Source organism: Catenulispora subtropica, assembly GCF_039531675.1.
Classification (GTDB): Bacteria; Actinomycetota; Actinomycetes; order Streptomycetales; family Catenulisporaceae; genus Catenulispora; species Catenulispora subtropica.
Genome location: NZ_BAAAQM010000001.1, coordinates 133479 through 153432, shown reverse-complemented (window position 1 = coordinate 153432; position 19954 = coordinate 133479). Strand labels below are relative to the sequence as shown.

General features: G+C 68.2%; 18 protein-coding genes and 2 pseudogenes. 9 read left to right on the top strand and 11 right to left on the bottom strand.

The genetic code is table 11. The features are described 5' to 3' along the window. Positions 1–426: 426 nt before the first annotated feature. Both ABD466_RS00640 and ABD466_RS00635 read right to left on the bottom strand, forming a co-directional pair. Positions 427–1752 carry a sensor histidine kinase gene (locus ABD466_RS00640; protein WP_344654882.1) on the bottom strand — a complete coding sequence of 442 codons (1326 nt, stop codon included), beginning with the start codon at positions 1750–1752 and terminating at the stop codon, positions 427–429. A 41-nt stretch (positions 1753–1793) separates the two neighbouring features. Further along, a complete protein-coding gene (locus ABD466_RS00635; RefSeq protein ID WP_344654881.1) occupies positions 1794–2504 on the bottom strand; it encodes a winged helix-turn-helix domain-containing protein in 711 nt (236 codons plus the stop codon). A gap of 90 nt (positions 2505–2594) precedes the next feature. Here ABD466_RS00635 and ABD466_RS00630 point away from each other — a divergent pair, with 90 nt between their 5' ends. The 3 genes from ABD466_RS00630 to ABD466_RS00620 all read left to right on the top strand — a co-directional run bounded on the left by ABD466_RS00630 (position 2595) and on the right by ABD466_RS00620 (position 6689). After that, positions 2595–3680 carry a spherulation-specific family 4 protein gene (locus ABD466_RS00630; RefSeq protein WP_344654880.1) on the top strand — a complete coding sequence of 362 codons (1086 nt, stop codon included), beginning with the start codon at positions 2595–2597 and terminating at the stop codon, positions 3678–3680. A 35-nt stretch (positions 3681–3715) separates the two neighbouring features. Continuing rightward, complete coding sequence (locus ABD466_RS00625) at positions 3716–4870, top strand: hypothetical protein (RefSeq protein WP_344654879.1); 1155 nt, start codon at positions 3716–3718, stop codon at positions 4868–4870. 133 nt (positions 4871–5003) lie between these two features. Continuing rightward, positions 5004–6689, top strand: coding sequence for a hypothetical protein (locus ABD466_RS00620; RefSeq protein ID WP_344654878.1), 1686 nt, complete (start codon positions 5004–5006; stop codon positions 6687–6689). 300 nt (positions 6690–6989) lie between these two features. On the opposite strand, the pseudogene ABD466_RS00615 reads toward ABD466_RS00620, so the two are convergent. From ABD466_RS00615 to ABD466_RS00605, 4 genes and pseudogenes are all read right to left on the bottom strand, one after another. After that, a pseudogene (locus ABD466_RS00615) lies at positions 6990–7972 on the bottom strand (integrase core domain-containing protein). Between the two features lie 187 nt (positions 7973–8159). Continuing rightward, positions 8160–8279 (bottom strand): VapC50 family PIN domain-containing toxin, encoded by a 120-nt coding sequence (locus tag ABD466_RS44590; protein WP_486334151.1) that lies wholly within the window; start codon positions 8277–8279, stop codon positions 8160–8162. Between the two features lie 208 nt (positions 8280–8487). Continuing rightward, positions 8488–8718: a hypothetical protein gene (locus ABD466_RS00610; RefSeq protein ID WP_344654877.1), complete on the bottom strand. Its 231-nt coding sequence runs from the start codon at positions 8716–8718 to the stop codon at positions 8488–8490. Positions 8719–8721: 3 nt separating this feature from the next. Continuing rightward, complete coding sequence (locus tag ABD466_RS00605; protein WP_344654876.1) at positions 8722–9192, bottom strand: helix-turn-helix domain-containing protein; 471 nt, start codon at positions 9190–9192, stop codon at positions 8722–8724. Between the two features lie 417 nt (positions 9193–9609). On the opposite strand from ABD466_RS00605, the gene ABD466_RS00600 reads away from it, so the two are divergent. Continuing rightward, positions 9610–10812 (top strand): L,D-transpeptidase, encoded by a 1203-nt coding sequence (locus tag ABD466_RS00600; protein ID WP_344654875.1) that lies wholly within the window; start codon positions 9610–9612, stop codon positions 10810–10812. 52 nt (positions 10813–10864) lie between these two features. Here ABD466_RS00600 and ABD466_RS00595 read toward each other — a convergent pair whose 3' ends face one another. Further along, a complete protein-coding gene (locus tag ABD466_RS00595; RefSeq protein ID WP_344654874.1) occupies positions 10865–12070 on the bottom strand; it encodes an alpha/beta hydrolase family protein in 1206 nt (401 codons plus the stop codon). A gap of 525 nt (positions 12071–12595) precedes the next feature. On the opposite strand from ABD466_RS00595, the gene ABD466_RS00590 reads away from it, so the two are divergent. After that, complete coding sequence (locus ABD466_RS00590; RefSeq protein WP_344654873.1) at positions 12596–13417, top strand: hypothetical protein; 822 nt, start codon at positions 12596–12598, stop codon at positions 13415–13417. A 495-nt stretch (positions 13418–13912) separates the two neighbouring features. On the opposite strand, the gene ABD466_RS00585 is transcribed toward ABD466_RS00590, so the two are convergent. Both ABD466_RS00585 and ABD466_RS00580 read right to left on the bottom strand, forming a co-directional pair. Next, positions 13913–14584 (bottom strand): TMEM175 family protein, encoded by a 672-nt coding sequence (locus ABD466_RS00585; protein WP_344654872.1) that lies wholly within the window; start codon positions 14582–14584, stop codon positions 13913–13915. Beyond that, entirely contained in the window at positions 14581–15390 is an 810-nt protein-coding gene (locus ABD466_RS00580; RefSeq protein ID WP_344654871.1) for a MarR family transcriptional regulator, read from the bottom strand. Before ABD466_RS00580 ends, ABD466_RS00585 begins: the two co-directional genes overlap by 4 nt. 82 nt (positions 15391–15472) lie before the next feature. Here ABD466_RS00580 and ABD466_RS00575 point away from each other — a divergent pair, with 82 nt between their 5' ends. The 4 genes and pseudogenes from ABD466_RS00575 to ABD466_RS00560 form a co-directional block, all read left to right on the top strand. Next, positions 15473–16255, top strand: coding sequence for a type 1 glutamine amidotransferase domain-containing protein (locus ABD466_RS00575; protein ID WP_344654870.1), 783 nt, complete (start codon positions 15473–15475; stop codon positions 16253–16255). After that, entirely contained in the window at positions 16252–16902 is a 651-nt protein-coding gene (locus tag ABD466_RS00570; protein ID WP_344655158.1) for an NADPH-dependent F420 reductase, read from the top strand. The genes ABD466_RS00575 and ABD466_RS00570 overlap by 4 nt, the downstream gene beginning before the upstream one ends. Positions 16903–17021: 119 nt before the next feature. Beyond that, positions 17022–17525: a TspO/MBR family protein gene (locus ABD466_RS00565; protein WP_344654869.1), complete on the top strand. Its 504-nt coding sequence runs from the start codon at positions 17022–17024 to the stop codon at positions 17523–17525. A 16-nt stretch (positions 17526–17541) separates the two neighbouring features. Then, positions 17542–17802 (top strand): annotated as a pseudogene (locus ABD466_RS00560) (ISKra4 family transposase); the annotation flags it as partial. A 99-nt stretch (positions 17803–17901) separates the two neighbouring features. On the opposite strand, the gene ABD466_RS00555 reads toward ABD466_RS00560, so the two are convergent. Then, a complete protein-coding gene (locus ABD466_RS00555; RefSeq protein WP_344654868.1) occupies positions 17902–18828 on the bottom strand; it encodes a hypothetical protein in 927 nt (308 codons plus the stop codon). 302 nt (positions 18829–19130) lie between these two features. Beyond that, complete coding sequence (locus tag ABD466_RS00550) at positions 19131–19655, bottom strand: hypothetical protein (RefSeq protein ID WP_344654867.1); 525 nt, start codon at positions 19653–19655, stop codon at positions 19131–19133. Positions 19656–19954 lie beyond the last annotated feature (299 nt).

The following is a 19954-nucleotide window of genomic DNA, read 5'->3' as shown; positions in this document are numbered from 1 at the left end:
AGATCCGATGCCGGGTCGACCGCCTCCATACCAAGCCCGCACATGCTGTTGACCTGCACGGACGAGGTATTCGGCAGGCGCAGAGTTGGTGGCGTAGCAGCAGGATCTCGACGGTCTTGTGATCGTTGCCGCGCCGCCACAGTCCAAGCGCGGTGACGATACGGGCGGCCAGAAGGGTAGACGAAGCGCAAACACACAAGAACTCACGATCCCACCGGCAACCCTCCGCCGTCCGGGCATTCCTCCCGACCAGCGCGGACGAGGTTCTCGGCAAGGACAAGCCCTCATACCGCCTTGCACCCCCCGCCGCCCGAGGCTGTCGATGACCACGAGACACTGTCAACGCGAAACGGGCTGGTCAGAGCCTCGGCGTGGCCGGACTTCGACCGTCACCGCATTGCAGTCGGAAAGGCCGCAAAGATCTGTTCAGCCCGCTGCCGGTATCGTCAGCACGAACCGCGTACCGCCGCGCGCACTGGCCCCGACGCTGAGATCGCCGCCGTGGGCGCGCGCCACCCACAGTGCGATCGACAGCCCCAGTCCGCTGGAGTCGGCTCCGCTCCGGAAGCGTTCGAAGAGCCGCTCGGCGTCCCCGGCGGGCAGGCCGGGTCCGGCGTCGTCGACGCTGATCCGTGCCCTCGCGGACCGGCCGGCGGCGACCCCGTCCACCTCGACCAGCACGTCCGCGGGCACGCCTGGTGCATGCCCGTGGGTCAGGGCGTTGTCGATCAGGTTCGCGACCGCGCGCCGCAGGAGTCCGGGGTCGCCGGGAACCACGATCTCGGCCGTGCGCGCCTGGATCCGGGGCTCGGGCGATTCGGCCGTGTCACCCGTGTCAGCCGTGTCAGCCATGATCGCGGCGTCGACCACGTCCTGCACCAACTGGTCCAGCCGCAGTGGGGTGCGCGGGATCTCGGCGACACCGGCCACCAGCCGGGAACGGGTCAGCAGCCCGTCGACGACGTCGCCCATCCGCCGCGACAGCAGTACCGTGCGCCGGAGCAGCTCGGGGTCGTGGCCGGGGTCCAGTAGCGCGGTTTCGGACAGCATCCGCAGCGCCGCCAAGGGATTGCGCAGATCGTGCGCGGCGTCGGCGAGGAACGCCTCCTGCTGCTCGATCGCGACCACGACCGGCCGGGTCGCTCGCCGCGCCAAGTAGTGGCCCGCGAACGCGGACAAGACCGTCGTCAGCGCGCAGCCCGACACCAGCATGAAGTCCAGCCGCCGGTGCGCTGCGATGCCCGGGCTTTCGCTGCCGGCGATGACGAACGCCCCGACCGGATGCGTAGGTCCCCACACCGGCTTGGCGAGCAGCCGGATCGGCCGGCCCCGGCGGTCGCGGCCCTCTCGGCTGGCCGAGCCGCTGTTCCGGTCGTCGGCCGCCACCATCGCGGCCGCGGCCACCGCGTCCAGGTCCGCGAGCGACGGATCCAGACAGCGCTTGGTGTCGGCTTGGTAGGTCACGGTGAGGTTCCGGACCGTCCCGTCCGGCAGGAACGTCCCGTTGAGCAGGAACACCGGCGGACAGGCGGGGTCGGCGTCGTCGTCGGCCATGTCGTCGAGCGAGAGCGTGCCCTGATCGGTGATCCAGTCGTCGGATTTCAGCTGCTGGCTCAAAGCCGTGTCCAGGTCGCTGCGCCACAGCCGGCCGTCGATGTGCGAGGCGAACAGCGCCAACGCCAGCAGGCCCAGCGCGCTGCCCGCGGCGAACATCACGGTCAGGCGGCGGCGCAGTCGTGCGACGTTACGCACCGCAGCGGTCCGGGCCGGCCGCTCCCGACGCTTCACGCCGCTCACGCCAGGTCGCTGTCGCGCAGGCGATAGCCGACGCCCCGCACCGTCTCGATCGGCGCCGGCTCGCCGAGCTTGCGCCGCAACTGGGCCATCACCACGTCCACCACGTTCGAGGCCGGCTCGGCCATCTCGTCCCAGCAGCTCTCGACCAGGTCGGCCCGCGAAACCGCGGCGCCATCACGCAGCGCCAGCTGCTCGAGCACCGCGAACTCCTTCGGCGTCAACGTCAGTACCAAACCGCGATGCCGGACCTCGCGGCGCGCGCTGTCCACCTCCACGGTGCCGACACGCAGCACCGGCGGCCGCACCTGTCCGGCCCGGCGGCAGATGCTCCGCACCCGCGCCACGAACTCCTCGGTCGCGAACGGTTTGACCAGGTAGTCGTCTCCGCCGCTGGCGAAGCCCGCGACCCGGTCTTGGACGCTGTCGCGGGCGGTGAGGAACAGCACCGGTGGCGCCCAGCCCCGGGCGCGCCGCTCGCGCACATAGTCGGCGGCGTCGCCAGAGGGGAGATTGCGGTCGAAGATGACGCAGGCGTAGGAGTTCACGAACAAGGTCTCGTCGGCCTCGGGCAGGTCGCCGACCGCGTCGACCGCCAAACCCGAGGCGCGCAGAGCCGCAGCCGCCGCGTAGCGCATATCCCCGTCGTCCTCGACGATCAGTACTCGCACCCGCCACAGGATAGGCTGCGGGCCGGGCGGCCGCCTCATCGAATCCTCATGCCCTTCCCGATAGACAAGACCCATACGACGGTCCCGGCAGCACACGGCCGGGACCGTCACACGGGAGGGAACGGGACCTTGCACGTCAATGCCCTTAGTAAGCGCGGAACCGGGCTGGCCGCCGCGGGTCTGCTGACCGCCGCCGCATGCCTATCCGCGGCCACGGCCGCACCGGCGAAGGCCGACACCGTCGTCCCGCAGCAGGAAATCAGCATCCCCGCCTATATTTACATCGCGCCAAACGGATCCAACCTCGGTGATTGGCAGCGCATCCTGGACGCCGCCTCGCCGGACCCGACCGGCGGCGCGAGCGCGCCGCTCCGCACTGTGGTCGTGAACTTCGGCAGCCCGGGCGGTCCAGGCACTGCGGACCAGCCGAACGTCGATGTGAACAAGGCGATGATCAAGGCGCTGCGCGGTCTGGGCGTCACGGTGGCCGGATACGTCGACACCGGATACTTCTCCCGGAACCCGTGGCAGGGCCCGCTGCCCGGAGAGCCCACGAATCCCACCGACTGGCTGACGCGGGTCAACACCCAGACCGACGCCTGGTACACGATCTATAAGGGCTCAGGCCTGAACGGCATCTTCTTCGACCGAGCCTACAACGGCCTCACGAAGACGCCCGGAGCCGTCGACTGCACCGGTGCGGCCGACTACGCGGCCGCCCGCCAGCACATCCAGACGCAGTGGGACCCGAACGCGTTCGTCGTCGCCAACGCCGGCAGCATCACGCCGCAGTGCTATGCCGACCAGGCCGACCAGGTGGTGACATTCGAGGGGACGCTCGCCGGCTACAAGAGCTACCAGATCCCCGACGGCACCGCCTACGCGTGGATGAAGGATCCTGCGAACGCCGCGCGCCAGTGGCACCTGGTCTGGAACGCCTGCCCGACGCCGAACACGGTCCCGGCCTTCGTCCCGCCGACGAACCTGCCGCCCGGCACACCGGTGCCGACCACGACCACGGACTGCGCAGGCGAGATCAAGGCGGCGGTCGCGCACAGCCGCCAGGTCAACGCCGGCGACGTCTACGTCACCACGCTCGACCAGAACGGCCTGGCCGGGGACGCCGCCTCGACGTGGAAGTCCGTCGGCAACCCGTGGGCCGCGCTGACGACGTATCCGTCCTGGTCCTCCCTCGTCGCGGCCGTGAAGTCGTGACCTCAGAGCGCTGATTTTTCGGAAGGAGCTGAGGCATGCGTGCTCGAATTTTGCTTCCCCTGGTGGCGGCCGCGCTGGTCACGGGCTGCGCCGCGAAGTCTTCGACGCGGCCGAACTCGGACGCGTCGCCGACCGCCGGCTCCTGGGTGTCGGCGCCGAGCTCGCCTGCTTCGGGGCCCGACGACATCAAGGTCGTGGACGTCGACACAGAGCCGTCGGCCCCGGCTTCCGCACCGATCGCTCTGCCGTCGGGCGACTCAGCGGATACCGCGTCGAGTCGTCCCGATGGCGCCCAGCTCCTCTATAGGGCCGAGGGCGGCGCCAGCGCCCAGAACCCCGCGTACTCCCGCGACGGCAAGCAGCTCCTGGCCACCGTCTTCCACCAGGGCTACAACAAAGGCGACGCGGCCGTCGGGCTCCTGTCCCCGTCCGGACCGTCCGCCTTCAAAGCCCTGCTGGACGAGAAGGGCAGCGCCGCGGTGAACCTGCCCGGTACCAGCTGGAGCCCGACCGGCGACATCGTCTTCGCCGACGACCGCGGCGGCGGCCACGACGAGATCTGGCGCCTGACCCCGGGCGGCAAGCCGCGCCGAGTCACCGACCACGAGCAGGACTTCGGGTACAGCGAGCCCACGTTCTCCCCCGACGGCAAGACGGTCGTGTTCCAAGACGAATGGACCTCACCCGGCACCCCGCGAAACGCCGGAGACGACGCCGAGCAAGACTCGATCTGGACCGCGGCCGCCGCCGGGGGCGCCCCGGTCCTGCTGGTCGATGGCCGTGCCACCCACACCGACAACCGCCAGCCCGACTGGTCTCCGACCGGCGACCGCATCCTGTTCCAGCGCCGCTCGGCCGGCGGCCAGGACTGGGCCCTGTACACCGTCCGCGCCGACGGCACGGAGCTGCGCAAGATCGCCGCCGGCCCCGGCGAACAGACCGATGCCACCTGGTCCCCGGACGGCCGCCGCGTGGTCTTCTCCTCGACCACCGGCACCCTCGATCACGCGCAGATCTTCGTCGTGTCCGCCGACGGCGGCACCCCCATCCGCGTAACCCACACCGCGAACGGCTACGACGGCGCACCGACGTGGTCGCCCGACGGCAAGTGGATCGCCTTCGAGTCCTCCACCGGGCGGGATGAGGAGGCGCCGGCAGCCCTGTGGCGGATCACGGCGCCGGCGATGTGACCACGTCCCCGAGCCGCCGACGATGACTCGTTCGGGATTGAAGACGTTGACGAGATCGACCATGGCCGCCACGACGGCGTCGCCGGCTTGGTCGAGGCCCATCCCGAAAGAACATGACGATATACGGAGGATCATGAAACTGCTGCGACTGCCGGATCTACGGCAACCCGCACTCGGCCTCGCGAGCGCGGCGGCCCTCGTGGTCGGCGTCGTCACCACGGCACCGTCCGTTCATGCCGCCGGAGCCACACTCGCAGTCGTCTTCTACGATGCGACCGGCAGTGCCATGACCGGACAGGCCGCGTACGACCTCATGCGCAACAAGGCCGACAACCTCACCAATCAGTACGCCCAGAAGATCGTGACCGCGTTCGTCAACCCGGCCACGCTCGAGGACGTCAACCCGGGCAACACGCCCCTGATGCCGACCGTCAACGCCGACTCGCTCAGCTTCCCGTTGCCCGCCGGTACGCCTGCCGGGCTCGCTGTCACCTGGGCCACCTCCGGCAGCCGTGGTTACTCCCAGGTCGTCCTGGACAATGGCGGAGCCGGCTACGTCGCGGACACCACCGTGAACTTCACCTACCAGGCCGCGCTCGACCTCAAGCGTCGTTTCGACGCCGCGGTCACCACACGGACCACCGCGATCCCCGCCTACATACCCAGCGCGGCCTTCACCAACGCCCAGAACCAGCTCGCCGCCGACTACGCCACCATGACCGGCGCCACCACCGACGCCGCGCGCGGACGGGCGGGATGGCCGGTGCTCGCTGATCTGCACGCCGCATACGACATCCTGCTCACTGAATACGGCCCGCAACTCGCGAAGTACAAGGACGAGCACAACCAGGGCAGCCCGTGGTTCGGCACCACCTTCGACGCCGCCACCAACGCCGACACCAGCGCCCGGCTCGGTGACGCGGCCAACGCCACCCAGCCGACCGGCGTGGTGAACCCCGGCTACGGCTGGGTCCGCATCGTCTTCGACGTGGGAACCCAACCCTCCGACTACGACAACGCCGTCATCTCCGCCCACAACCAGGGCCTACAGGTCATGGGAATGCCGTTCGACTCGACCACCGCGCGTGCCTGCCTGCCTGAGACGCAGCCCACCCACTGCACGCCGGCCGAGTACCAGGCTCGTTTCGCCGGCATCGTCGACCACTTCAGCAACCGCGCCGACAATCCCAAGCTCAACATCGACGCATGGGAGGTCGGCAACGAGATCAACGGCGAGTGGATCGACACAGACCCGGTCACCCACGCCTACGTCTACGGCTCCGGACAGATGGCCGTCAAGATCGCCAACGCCGCCGACTACGTGCACACGCACACCGCCGCCCCGGCCGTCGGCACCCTGTACTGGCAGGTCGCAACCTCGAACTACCCGCTCAACTCCACCTTCACATGGGCCAGGAACAACCTGACGGCAGGCGGGGTCGGGGCGAAGCTCGACGCCGTACTGCTGTCCACCTATATCGAGGACGCCCCCATGGGCACCGGCCTCGACCAGGCCATGAACGCCCTCGTCGCCCTTTTTCCGACGAAGCAGATCGGCCTCGGCGAGTTCGACTACTTCTACACCAACACGTCCCGCTACTTCTGGGCGCTGACACACCTGAACACCTCATCCACACAGGCTCAGGCCCAAGCCGCACGGCCCACCCTGGCCACGCAGTACTACTCCGAAGCTCTCGGCTACCAGACCAGCGTCGGCGGCATGTTCTGGTGGTACTTCCAAGAGGAATCGCCCGGCACCGCGGGTAGCGACCTCCAGGCAGCCGTCAAGGCAGTCGCGAACAAGGTCTACTTCGGCTGACCAGAAGTCCCGCGAGCAGGCACCCGGTGGACCTGCTTGCGCGGGCTCTGACCTCCGCGAAACGGTACTCCCCGAACGGATGCCCCTTCGATCCATTCGCGAAGTGCCGGCCCGCCTTGCTCTGCATCCCCTGTCGGCCGTTCGGCCCCACGGGGATCGTTTGATGGCCATCCTCGTCCGGGCCACGTCCGTCGCCACCGCGGTGACGCTCGGATCGATGCGAGTCCTTCAGTACCCTGCGAATGGTGCTTTTCGACGGCCCAGAGCGGCTGTGGGTGCCGAATATTCCATCCACGCAGGTCAGGCCGCGCGCTCGTACTCGTGCAGGATGCCGCCGAGCCTGTCACGTCTTCGCAGGTCGACGATGTCGGCCCTGCCGGTGATCGGTTCGGGCACGGCATGCAGTGGAGCGCCCTGATCCAGCGACCTGTGTGGCCGATGCAGGTTGTGATGGGCCTCGAATTCACGCAGCGAATGCAGCAGGTGGGCCTGGTTCCCGATCAGCATACGGTCCAGCAGCTCGCGGCGGCAGGTGCTCACCCAGCGCTCCATGACCGCGTTCATCCGTGGGCTCCGAACCCCGGTTAGCACTACCTGGATACCGGCTTCAGTCAGCACTTCGTCGAATGCGGCGCAGAACTTTCCGTCACGGTCGTGGATCAGGTACCTGATCGGACTGCCGGCGTCTTCCAGGTCCGTGATCAGGTTCCGGGCGGCTTGGGCGACCCACGAGGCAGTGGGGTGCGCAGTGGTGCCCAGGATGCGAATCCTGCGCGTGGCGTGCTCGATGACAGCCAGAACGTACTGCCGCTGCCCGGACAGCGTCACCGTCTCGAGGAAATCACACGCCGAGCCTGACCACGCAGGAACACATCCCAACTGGTCGCGGCCCGATCCGGCGACGGGTCAACTCCAGCGTCCTTAAGGATCTCCCACACAGTAGACGCGGCAACCATGACGCCCAGTAGCGCCAGCTCGCCGTGGATACGCCGGTAACCCCACGTGCCGTTCTCACGCGCCAGGCGCAGCACCAGGCGCCGGACCGAGGCCACAGTCCGCGGACGCCCGGGACGCTTCGGCCGACTCCGAGAGGCATGACGCCGGTTGAGCAGATCACGGTGCCAGCGCAGGACAGTGTCCGGACTCATGACCAACTGCAGCCGACGCAACGTCCCGCGCGGCAGCGCGCCGAGCAGCGCCGCGAGCAACGCCCGATCAGCAGGCTCGAAGCGGACCCGTTGACCGCCCAACTGCCGCTGCAAGATCCGGACCTGATGACGCAGCGGATCACGCCGAATTTCCTGTAGTCCGGGAACGCTGCAGAGGCGATCCCTCGTCGAGGGTCTAGGCCGACGAGCCGACACCAGTTGGCATGAGTCGGCCCTGAGCAAATCGGCGAAAGCCCGATGGCGTGTGGTTTCGCCGACCATGCACCCTTGCTGGAAGGTGAGGGCCTGCCCCCACAGGCTTTCATAGCGCCCTGCGGCGCACTTCCTCAGCGAAGTCCGGCACCCGGTTGTTCTCCAGCACGGCCAGTACGGCACCCAGATCCATTGGCGGCTTCTTGAACCGGCGCGCCATGGTCCGCAGCCCGTCCAGAACGATCGCGGGTGCCAGGTCGAGTTGGTCGGGCAGGAACGCGTCGGGATGAACCGGCTCGATGTCGAACCCGCCCAGGGTTTCGGTCGGGAAATCCTTCAGATTGAACGTGACGATCGACTGCGCACCACCATGGATGGCGGCCGCCAGGACGTGCCGGTCGTCGGGATCGGGCAGCTCCAGGCCGGCGAGAAGCGGCTCAAAAACCCTCCACGTTCGCGTCGTCGAAGCTTTCGCGCATCAGAGCGAACGTCCGCTTCAGCTTGGCCGGGTCGACGTCGGGTCGCTTCGCAAGGATGTTGCGCCGGGCCTCATCCAGGATGATCTCCGACCACAACGGCCGGTGCAGCCCACGCTGGGCCAGGGTGAGCAAGGTGTCGCGCAGGAGGTTCGGGAACAGGACGTTCGCATCAAGCAGGGCCGCGTACACGCCTCAATGGTCCTCTGCGGGGCGATCAGAACCGTCCAGCTCGTACAGGCCCATGTCCTCGGTCAGGGAGGTGAGCTCATCGAGCGCAGCATCCTGCTCGCTCCGGCGGCGTTCTTTGTAGGCCAGGACGTCGGCGAGCATTATGCGGCGGTGCCGACTCGGCGTCTCATAGGGGATCTCGCCGGCATCCAGGAGCTTGATGAGGGTGGGTCGGCTGATTCCGAGCAGGTCGGCCGCCTCCTGGGTGGTGAGTTGCTGCCGCAGCGGAGCAACGTTGACCGCCCTGCCAGCCCGCATGGCAGCGAACACCTGGAGCAGGACATCGAAGACTGCGTCGGGCAAGCGCAGAGTGGTGCCGTCAGGCGTGACCAGGGCGGCATGGGAGCCTGCGGGAGCTGCGGCTGCTTCCTCCAGCTCACGCAGGTCACCGGGGCTCTTGGGCGGGAAGACAGGGCGTTCCACCAGTACGGTCATCGCCAGACCTCCTTCACAAGACTGTGGGCACCTGAGTCCAGGGTGACAGCAAATCGCAAGAATCGCAAGAAACGCAAGATTTGACCTGCGGATTATCGCTGCGAGTTGCGGCGGACGGCCGTGTACTCGTCGGTGAGCCAGCCGACGATGCGTCGATGCTGGATTGGCCCATGTTCGAGGCGGTCCAGCCAGGCCGCTGTGCCAAAGCACACGCTGGCCAGGCCGATAACCGTGCCAGCGACGGTCGCCGTGCAGGGCCCCGCTACCGTCCGGGGAGGGGGAGGAACACCGGAGCGGCCGCTCCCAGGCGATCGAGGAAGGCCGTCAGACAGGACCGGGGGCACAGGGCAGTACATCTAGGCCGTTTCTTTCGGATCGGTGTGCGTTGGCTCCGGTAGTGAGGTTGAGTGACGCGCAATGGGCGCGGCCGACGGTCGGCTGTCTATCACCACCCAAGCTGCTTCGGCCGTCGCCTTGAGAATTTTCGATCGCCCTGGCAACCAGCGCCGCGGCCCGGGCGTCGTGAGAGCGGGAACACTGTGTGGGTCATCCAAAGGGGGAACTGCGGTGGGGAACAAGTTCGCTGGGGCGGCGGTCGCCGGATCGCTGCTGCTGCTGACCGGATGCGCGAGCACAGCTGTCAGCCACAGCGCCGGGCCCGGTCCATCGTCGTCTGCTCCCGAGGCTTCGACAGCGGCGTCCTCGGCGCCGACCACCACGTCATCGGCCGCGCCGACGACGGCGTCCGCGCCGACGACGGCGTCCTCGACCGCCGGTGGGCCGAGCACCGCGGCTGCGAAGCCGAGCACGCCTGCCGCGCCGACCACGACCCCGAGCCAGTCGACCGGGACGGTCACGCTGCCCTCCATATCCTCGGTGTCACCGAAGGACGGCTCTAAGGTCGGTGTCGCGATGCCGGTCCGCGTCGACTTCGCCTCCACGGTGCCGTCGACGAACCGCGCCGCGATCGAGAAGTCGATGAAGGTCACGACGACGCCGCACGTTGACGGCGCGTGGTCCTGGCTCGATGCGAACACCGTCGACTTCCGCCCGCAGGGCTTCTGGCCGGCCGGCACCAAGGTCTCCGTCCAGTTCGGCTCGACCGGACGCACGCTGGCCTTCTCCATCGGCGACGACCACGAGATCGTCGTCGATGCGGCGACGCACATGCTGAACGTCTACGAGAACGGTGCGTTGGTCAAGGCGCTGCCTAGCGGCACGGGCAAGCCGGGCTGGGAAACCTACAGCGGCACGATGGCCGTCATGGACATGGTCCCGCACATCGAGATGACCTCGTGCGCCATCGGCATCCAATGCACCAAGGGCGGGCCCGGCTGGTACGACCTCCAGACGTACCATGACCTGCAACTCACCGACAGCGGCACCTTCATCCACTCAGCATGGTGGGACGATTCACTGGGCAAGGCGAACGTCTCACACGGCTGCATCCACCTCTCGGAAGCCAACGCGGCAGTGCTGTGGAACATCGTCCAGGTCGGGGACCCGGTGACGGTCAAGGGCACCAGCGACAAGGTGAGCCAGTCCAACGGCTACGCCGACTACACGCTGTCGTGGTCGCAGTGGCTGTCCAACTCCGCTGCCGGCATCCAGGTGTTCTGACGAGGCGCGGTCTGCCAGGCAGCCGCGTTCCCAACCTCACGGGAGAGAACAACTAGCGCTGGAAGAGCACTTCCGGATTGTTCGGCGTGGGGCCGTCCAGCAGCGGACTGTGGATCCCCTTCAGCGTCTGGTCGAAGAACGCCGTCACGTACTCACGCGTGATCACGATTCCGCGTTCGGGGTCCAGGGGCGGCGTCGGGAACCCGGCCTCCTCCTCGAGCAGGTCCACATCGGTGAAGCTGGGGTGGTCGGCGCCGGTGACCGCCAGCCACTTCTTGTAGCCGCCGAGGGCGGCCCAGGCCTGCCCCCACGTGAGGTCGCCACCACCGGCAGAGTGGACGCCGGCCCGACCCAGCATGAGGAATGGCCGGTTGATCTGGCCGGGCATCGGGACCGGGTAGAAGGCTCCGTCCATATCCACCCCGGCCAGCACCCGCGGGTCGGCGATCATCGTGGTGGCGGCCGCCGCTCCGCCGATGGAGTGTCCGGCCATGCCGATCTCGTGCTTGTTGATGAGGTGTGCCAGGGGCCACGCGGTATTGCCATGGGTCAACTGGTCGATGACGAAGGACACGTCCAGTGCGCGGCTGGCGGTGACCGTGTCCATGTCGAGAGTCGGGTCATCGCAGATCGCGCACGGCGGTGTCTGGCCGTTCGCCAGCGTCTCGCCGCTGTCCCCGTTGGTGTCGCCGACGAGCGCGACGATGTATCCGTGACTGGCCAGGTCGGTCGCGAGCGAGGTGAGCACCATGCGCGGGTCCCCGAACCCGGGTGAGAGGACCACCAGCGGATACTTGCCGCTGTGCGGCCGCGCGCCGTCGAAGGCGTGAGTGGTGACGCTGGAAAGGTTCTGTGGGGTGATGCCGGAGCTCGCCGGTATCTTCGCCTGCTGGATGTGTCCGGCTGCCTCGGCGAGGGTCATATAAGGGGCCGGAGTCCCGGTCCCGGGGACGGCCGGGTAGACCATCGTGACGGTCAGTTGGCGGGGGCCGGATGACGGCACCCACGGATCGAGACGGTTCCGGTCGGTGAGGTGGATGACGTCCTCGCCGGCGGCGTAGGGGCCGGTCGGCGCGGGGAGCGTGCCTTGGAAGGAGCGCGTGGGCGCGGTGGCCGTGGCCGGTGCGGTGTCGAACGCTTGCGTGGCCACCGGTGTGGCCGACGGTGTGGTCGTGGCGGCGAACCCGGCCCCGGTCCCGGTGGCGAGGGTGGTGAGCGCCAGGACTGTCACAGCGCTGATACGACGATAGCGTTTCATGGGATCGACGCTAGGTTCCACACCCCCGCTTTCGAATCAGCCTACGGATGTCATCTGATCTGCGGCGCGTCGGCCCCGGGGAGTACCGGAGCCATCCGGAGTCGTCCGCCGGGAGTATGCGACCCCCAGCTGACCGGTAACCCCCGAAGGATCAACGCGGCGCTGTACTAGCACAAGCGAACCGCTGAAGATGCCAGCCCGCGTTCGAAAGCAGGCGTGAACTGCACGATGCACAGCGACATGTCGCGGTCGAGTCCGGGAACAGTCCGGGAACAGACGTCCCAACACCGACTGACAGAACGTGGCATGGCCGACTTGCCCAGGGATTGGCGTGCTTAGAGAGTTTGACACAGCGCGGCACAGGGAGTCCGTCAGGAGTTCGGCCAGGCCCGTTCCATCATCGCCGAGCCGAACCTCCCTTTCCAGGATGGTGGCCTGCTCGTCGACTATGACCCTGTCACCGAAAGTGCGCACCGGCTTGGCCGGCCTTTTCACGCGATCGGCGACGAGGCTTTCACCGCGGCGGTGTCCAAGGACGTCGCCGCCGAGATCGAGGCGATCGAGCGGGCCGAGCTGGGTGACTTGTCGGGCCGGGCAGCGCAGGCGGTGCAGCTCTCGCGGGTCTCGGCTTCCCCACCGCAGGTCGTTGCCGCCGACGCTCTGCTGCGCGCCGACCCGCTGGGTGGGATCGCGCTGTTCACGGCCGTGGACCCGACGTCGGCGGCGGTCGCGGCAGCACATTGGCTGCACGCCGCCGCCACCGTGACCGCCAAGGCCTCCGGCTACGACCTCACCCAGATCGTGCAGATCTCCGACGACATCGAGGCGGTGCCGACCGCGTCTCCGACGCTGGTGCTGGAGATGATGGAAGCCGGGGCCAGCCCCCACGACGCGGTCACCGCCCTGATCGGCGAGGCGATCGCCATCGCCGAGGGCGAAGTCCCGAACCTTCCCGGGCTCATGGCCGCGCTGTCCGAGGCCATCGAGGGCGCCGAACGATTCGACGACGAAAACATGCTGGAACGGCTGCTCTCCGAGATCCGCACCACGCCGCTGGACACCTCCCGGCCCGCGATCGACCTCCTGGAGGACCTGCTGACCGGCATCTACGCCTGCGCGCTGCTATATCGGGAATACGGGAGCGACGTCGAGGGCGAGGGGATTGCCGAAGCCTTCGATACAGACCCAGAGTTGGAGGACACGGTCGCAGCCATCACCGCCACAGGCGACGACGCCGTCGACGATGAAATGTTCGATGACGAAGACGACGAGTGGCCGGATGTGGCCGCACCCCGATTCCTGGATGCGGTCCGTGTCCAAGCCGCCACCGATGCCGATCGGCTATAGGAGATACGGCCGCTGAGATTACCGCGACAGGTGGGCCGAGCCGCGGTGGTGGCCGACGCCGGTGGTTCCAGCGGGGTTCGGAAACGAGGACCCCCGCCGTCGTTGATCAATTCGTCCCCGTCAGATGCGCGGAATCCTCATCCCGCCCTATTAGTGGCCTGCTTGCTCTTCGGCATGATTTCGGTGCTCGTATCGGACCTTGGCGGCTGGCGCAGAATAATGCCGGCGGTATTCGTAGCAGCGATCAACTCGCTGGTGCTATTCGGGGCGGTCGTCGGCGCGACGGTCGTGACCAAGGCGGGCTGAGGTGCTCATGCCTGCCCAAGCGCTGAAGCGTCAGGGCACCGAAAGCCGACCGGCGAAAAGCCATCGGTATCCATCCATGGCGATCGTCGCGCCAGCGCGCTCACCCGGCATGCGGGCGGGGGTGCCGACGATGCCGTCCGGGCCGGTGAGGAAGGGGAAGCCGGGATCACCCGCAGATGCGGACGCCGCTCAGTGCTGCGTCGGCAGCTTCTTGCGCGCAGGGGCGAGTTGGTCGAAGCAGTAGTAGACGGCCAGCAGGGCGTGGGTGGCGAGCATGGCGATGGGGCTGACGTATGCCAGAGCGATCGTGGCGAGGTAGGCCACGCCGCCGAGGCCGAAACGGCGCAGCGCGCTGGTGAGGTCGGCCTGCGAGATGGGAGTGTGCAGAGCGCGGGCGTTGCGGGTGAAGGACAGGAACAACAGCGTGAAGGCAAGGCCCATGGCGACCATGGTGGCCGCGTAGACGGCGGCGGCGGTATGGGCATCGGTGTTGCCGGCGGTGAGGTAGGTCGCCAGAAGGCTGGTCGGGTAGGGGATCACGGAAACCGTCAGGAGCAGCAGGAGGTTGGCGAACAGCGTCCTGCGGTCGACGCGGCGTGCGAGGGCGCACATGGCGTGGTGGTTGATCCAGATGATGCCGATGACCAGGAAGCTGACGAGGTAGGCGAAGTAGGCGGGCCACTGGTGGGCCAGTGAGTCGGCGAGGGTCTGGCCGTGCAGGGCGTCGGGTTCGGGAACCTTCAGGTCCAGGACCAGGAGGGTGATGGCGATGGCGAAGACGCCGTCGCTGAAGGCTTCCAGGCGGGTGGTGCTGAAGTCGGGCCCGGCGCCGCGGGGCGGCTCGGACGAAGGCGTGTTCATGCGCTCTCCGGTGGCAGCTGGATGCTTTCGCGGATCGTGGTCTCGCCGCGCAGCAATGTCAGCGGCACCGGGCCGGGTGCGGCGCTGAGGTCTGCGGGCGTGCGTACCGGGCGGCCGCCCCAGCCGGTGATCAGGTCCCCCGGTTGGACGCCGGCGAGGTACGCCGGGCTGCCGGGGCGGACGCCGGCGACGAGCAGTCCGGGGCGGTCGCTCAGGCCGACGACCGCGCGCTGGCGGCGGGCGACGTGAGCCGGTTCCAGCGTCATGCCCCAGGCCTGTGCGGCGGTGGGGCCGGTGTGTTCGTAGGAGGCCAAGAGCTTGCGGAGGAGTGCGGCGAGCTGGTCTTGCTCCTCGGATGTGAGGGCTGAGAGCATCCGTTCCTCACCGCGCAGGTGAGCCGGGGCTATGCGCTCGAACAGCTCCAGACCCTGCGTGGTCAGACGTACGGTGGCGCCGCGCTTGTCCTGCGGGTCGGGCTCGCGCACCACGATGTCGCGCCGTTCAAGCCGGGCAAGGCGCAAGCTGATCGTTCCAGAGGTCAGGCCCAGGGCCCGCATGAGTTCGGCCTGGCCCATCTGGTAGGGGGCACCGATGCGGCGCAGGGTGACCAGCGCTTGGAAGTCGGCGGGGGTCAGGTCGTAGCCGGCGAACACTTCGGCGAGCGCGATGTCGAGGTGGGTACGGACCCGGCCCAGCCGGGCGACGATGCCGACCGGCGCCACCGAAAGGCTCGGCTGCTCCGTGTGCCACTGAGCCAAGATCGCGTCAACGCTGTCGGCGGCACCGCTCACTTGCGGGTTCTCCATGAGCGAAGGATAGTGGAATAACTGCGATGGCACGATTGCTTGAATTAAAGCAATCGGGGTATCCCTCCTGGAGGTGTTTCCAATGTCAGAGTCCAAGGCCGCCGCCGTCGCGACCTCGCCAGACCATCACATGCGCGTCGACCGGCTCTCCGACCGCCCGCGCCAGATCCTCATCGTCGTGGCCAACCCGGCCGTCAGCAGCAACAACGGCTGGCCCGTCGGATTTTGGGGAGCTGAACTCACCCACCCCTACTACGAACTCACCGAGGCCGGATTCCAGGTCACCATCGCCTCCCCGGACGGCGGGAAGGTGGAGATGGACGCCCTGTCCGACCCCCGCGACCCGTCCCGATGGGCCGCCGAGGACCTGATCACCATGGGCTTCGTCAACACCCCCGAACTCGCCGCCCGGCTGGAGGCCACGCCCGCCCTGGACGCCCTGGACTGGAACCGGTTCGAGGCGCTGCTGATCGCGGGCGGCCAGGCGCCGATGTTCACCTACCGCGACAACACGACACTGCACGAGGCCATCGGCGCCTTCTGGCAGGCGGAGAAGGTCGTGGCCGCCTATTGCCACGGCGTCGCCGCGCTCGTCGACTGCGACCTCGCCGACGGAACCCCTCTCGTCGCCGGCCGCACCGTCACCGGCTTCTCCAACATCGAGGAGGACTACAGCGACCGGGCCGCAGGCGTGCAGGTCATGCCCTGGCGCGCCGAAGACGCTCTCCGCGAGCGAGGCGCCCACTACGTCAGCGCCGGGCTGTTCAAGCCCTTCGTCGTCCGTGACGGCCGCCTGATCACCGGCCAGCAGCAGTACTCCAGCCGCAAGATCGCCCAAGCGGTCATCGCCGCTCTCGGCGTCTGACCCGTTCGCCATCCACCGCACCGCTCATCAGGGAGGACACCGTGACCACCGCGGTCATAGGAACCGGATTCATCGGCGGCACCCTCGGCCGGGCCTTCGCCCGCGCCGGCCACCCGACCGTATTCGGATCCCGCACCCCCGAAACCGACACCGCCGCCCGGGACTCCGGCGCCACCACGGCCACCGTCGCCGAGGCCATCGCCCAGGCCGACACCGTGGTACTGGCCATCCCGGCCACCGCCGTCGAAGAACTCCTCGCCACATACGGCGACGCCCTGGCCGGCAAGCTCGTCATCGACGCGGCGAACAACGTGGGAGGCCCCGTCGCCCACCACGCTGAACTGGTCGCCCGCTACGCCCCCAAGGCTCGCTACGCCCGCGCCTTCAACACCCTGGGAGGCGAGAACCTGGCCGATCCTGACTTCGACGGCACCGCCGCCGACCTGTTCTACTCCGCACCCAGAAGCGACCGGCCCACCATCGAAGCCCTCATCGGCGCACTCGGCCTGCGTCCCATGTACGTCGGCGAAAACCAGCAGGACACCGTCGACGGCGTACTGCGCCTATGGTTCGCCCTCGCCATCACACAGGGTCACGGTCGCCACCTCGCCTTCCGCACCCTCACCCGCTCAGCCGAAAGCAGCTGAGGCCGGCACATGACCGGCCTGTCGACCCGCTGACATCGCGGGTGCCCACCTATGGACTCTCACCGTGCGGGCACCATCGTGCGAAAGCGAATCGCAACACCGGAACAACGGAGGCGGACATGCCCACAACGAGAATCAGAGACAACCTGAAACCAGCGCTGGGCGCCGTCGCAGCGGTCGCAGCCGCCGCAACAGCCGGCGCCCTCGGCACCGACCCCACCAGTCCCTGGTACCAGTCGCTGAGCAAACCGCCGTGGCAGCCGCCGCCCAAGACGTTCGGCCTGGTATGGACACCCCTATACGGGCTGATTGCAGCTTCCGGGGCGCGCGTGCTGGGCAAGGCGACCGACCGCTCACGACAGCGCTTCACCTACCTGTTCGCCACCGACCTCGCACTGAACGCGGGCTGGTGCTGGCTGTTCTTCAGAGCGAAACGCCCCAAGGCGGCGCTCGCCGAGCTGGCCGCGTTGCAGACCTGCAACGTCGCGCTCACGGTCGAGGCGGCCCGCCGGGACAAGGCGGCCGGCGCGTTCCTGGTGCCGTACGTGTTGTGGAGCGGCTTCGCCGCCGCTCTCAACACGGCGATCGTACGCCGCAATCGCCAAGTCAGCCGCGGCCGCTGACTCAAAGCAGTGGAACTACCTGCGCTACGACACCGCTTTGGCCAACGGCTGGCCCATCGCCACCGGCATCGTGGAAGGTGCGGCCAGGCACCTGATCGCCGACCGCCTGGACATCACCGGGGCCCGCTGGTCACCGGCCGGCGCCGAAGCAGTCCTCAAACTCCGGGCCCTGATCTCCAACGGCGACCTCGACGCCTACTGGCGCTACCACCTGCAGCAGGAACACCAACGCAGCCACACAGCCCGCTACCAGCGGCAATACCAACTCACAGCCTGACCGACGAAGTCACTCCACATCATCTGCACCCACGACGCGGTGCGGGCGTCTGCCGGACGCCCGCACCGCGCAGCAGGTGCGATGGTGCCGCTACGACGACTACGACGACATCGCGCAGCCGCCGGCCGCATTGCTCCAGGTGGGCTGCATCGCGAAGGTGCCGGTGGGCAGGTTGATCGTGCCGAGGTTCTGCCAGGCGCACAGGTCCCCGTTCTCCTCACCGTCCGAGGCGACCCAGCCGGAGGACGGCTGCGGGTCGGTCAGGCTTTCGGCGTACTCGTGGCCTTCGACGATGCTGAAGCCGTCGAGCTGGCTCTGCACGCTGCCGGCGCCGCAGCCGTTGCCGGCGTCCAGCACGTAGGGCATGTTCGTGTACGAGACGTTGCCGTCCCAGTCGTGCCAGGCGCAGAACCCGGCGTTGGGGAAGTTGTCCGGGTTGGTGCCGGACGGGCTGAGCACGACCATCTGGACGTCGGTCCCGCCGTTGATGCCGAAGTGCTGCACCCCGTTCTCCGCCTCGTTGGCGATGTCCTGCTGCGACGCCGCCTGCGGCGCGGCGCCGGAGTCGTCGACCCAGCTGCCGGCCAGCACCGCGCCGTTGAAGGACGGCCCGGAGCCGCTGTTGTCCGTGTACTGCGACGTGACGGTCGACCAGGTGTCGGAGCCGGTGCCGAGCCCGCCGAACAGGTTCTGCATGTAGGACTGGACGCCGTTGCCGTCGCTGTCCCACTGGGATCCCCAGAAGATCAGGTAGACCGAGACGTTGTGCTGTACTGGCCCGCCGTTGTAGATGAGGTTCCCGGCGGCGGCCGGCGCCCGGTGAGTCTTGGTGGCGGCGGTGCCGGAGTGCATGGGCACGACGCCGAACCGGCCGTGCGGGTGTGCGGTCCGGTGGTGGGTGTGCGCGGCGGGGGCGGCCGAGGCCGTCACACCGGTGGCCACGCCCAGGCCACCGAGGAGGGCCACCGCACCGGCCAGGCCCATGAGTCTGCGGGTCCACCGGGATCCGCGTCGTGAGGAGGACATCCGTTTCTCCATTCGAGACGTCCCGCGTCCGGGCGGGGTTGAGCCCGGCGGCGGTTCGGGCAGGGAGATGGGACGGCACTGCTAATCGGCGCCGTCCGCTCGACCAGTCAGGTGCATGTTAGGCACCTGACTTCTTCGCCGAGAACGTATCGCCCCACTATGGAAGGGTCCAGGAAAGAAATGGTCAAGCTTGGTAATAATGCGTAAAAGCGCCGGTGGTGAAGCACTCCATGTTCTACGGGTGGTCGCCAGGGCGACAGCTTCGCCGGCAGCTCGGGAACCAACGCTCGACTCCTGTCGCGTCAAGCTGTCACATCAAGGAGTGCGGCGCGAGCGCGAAGTGATCCTCCCTTGACCGCCGCTTGACCGCGACCAGCAGGGAGGCGACCGTCGGCGGTGAAGTCACGGCCCAGTTGGGTGGCCCAGGAGGCGGTCGGGTATCGGGTGTTGCCGAGCAGGTGGACCCGCCGCGTGGAGTGCTCGATGACGAACGCGACGTAGAGCCGGGTGAGGGTGGGTGCGCAGTCGATATGAAAGAAGTCTGTGGCCAGCAGGGCCTGGGCCTGGGCCCGCAGGAACGTGCGCCAGGAGTCGTCGCGGTGTCTCGGTGGCGGGATCCGGTGGGCGCGCACGGCCTTGCGGATCGTGGCCGCGGCCACGCGGTGCCCCAGGCGGCGCAACTCGCCCTTTATCCGTACCGCACCCCAGGTCCGGTTCTCTCGTGCCATGGTGGCGATCAGCTGGACGAGTTCGTCGCTGATCGGTCGCCAGCCCGGCGGGCTCGGCTGGCGCCACTTGTTCGCGACCAGACGCCGATGCCAACGCAACAGCGTGCCTGGGGTGACGAGCCGGTGGCCGCGCAGTGTTTTGGGGCAGGAGCTTGGACAGCGTCGCGAGCAGCGCCCTGTCGTGCCAGGTGAGCCTCGGCTTCGGGTTCACCCGGCGCAGCACCGTCACCTCCTGCCGTAACACCAGTATCTCGGGCGTTCTTCGACGACTGTGAACGGGTTGGCAACGCCAGCCAGGACAGCAGGTTCACGAGGATCCGGTAGAGCAACCGACGAACACAGACCTCGATAATGCCACGGGATCACCCAGGCCAGGCCCGTTGGCCGAGTTTCTGACC

Excerpts from the sequence above, each read along its gene's own strand:
- ABD466_RS00575 (WP_344654870.1), top strand. The coding sequence starts at position 15,473 with ATGTCAGAGTCCAAGGCCGCCGCCGTCGCGACCTCGCCAGACCATCAC.
- ABD466_RS00580 (WP_344654871.1), bottom strand. The coding sequence starts at position 15,390 with ATGGAGAACCCGCAAGTGAGCGGTGCCGCCGACAGCGTTGACGCGATC.
- ABD466_RS00605 (WP_344654876.1), bottom strand. The coding sequence starts at position 9,192 with ATGACCGTACTGGTGGAACGCCCTGTCTTCCCGCCCAAGAGCCCCGGT.
- ABD466_RS00635 (WP_344654881.1), bottom strand. The coding sequence starts at position 2,504 with ATGAGGCGGCCGCCCGGCCCGCAGCCTATCCTGTGGCGGGTGCGAGTA.
- ABD466_RS00620 (WP_344654878.1), top strand. The coding sequence starts at position 5,004 with ATGAAACTGCTGCGACTGCCGGATCTACGGCAACCCGCACTCGGCCTC.
- ABD466_RS00625 (WP_344654879.1), top strand. The coding sequence starts at position 3,716 with ATGCGTGCTCGAATTTTGCTTCCCCTGGTGGCGGCCGCGCTGGTCACG.
- ABD466_RS00595 (WP_344654874.1), bottom strand. The coding sequence starts at position 12,070 with ATGAAACGCTATCGTCGTATCAGCGCTGTGACAGTCCTGGCGCTCACC.
- ABD466_RS00585 (WP_344654872.1), bottom strand. The coding sequence starts at position 14,584 with ATGAACACGCCTTCGTCCGAGCCGCCCCGCGGCGCCGGGCCCGACTTC.
- ABD466_RS00555 (WP_344654868.1), bottom strand. The coding sequence starts at position 18,828 with ATGTCCTCCTCACGACGCGGATCCCGGTGGACCCGCAGACTCATGGGC.
- ABD466_RS00600 (WP_344654875.1), top strand. The coding sequence starts at position 9,610 with ATGGGCGCGGCCGACGGTCGGCTGTCTATCACCACCCAAGCTGCTTCG.
- ABD466_RS00565 (WP_344654869.1), top strand. The coding sequence starts at position 17,022 with ATGCCCACAACGAGAATCAGAGACAACCTGAAACCAGCGCTGGGCGCC.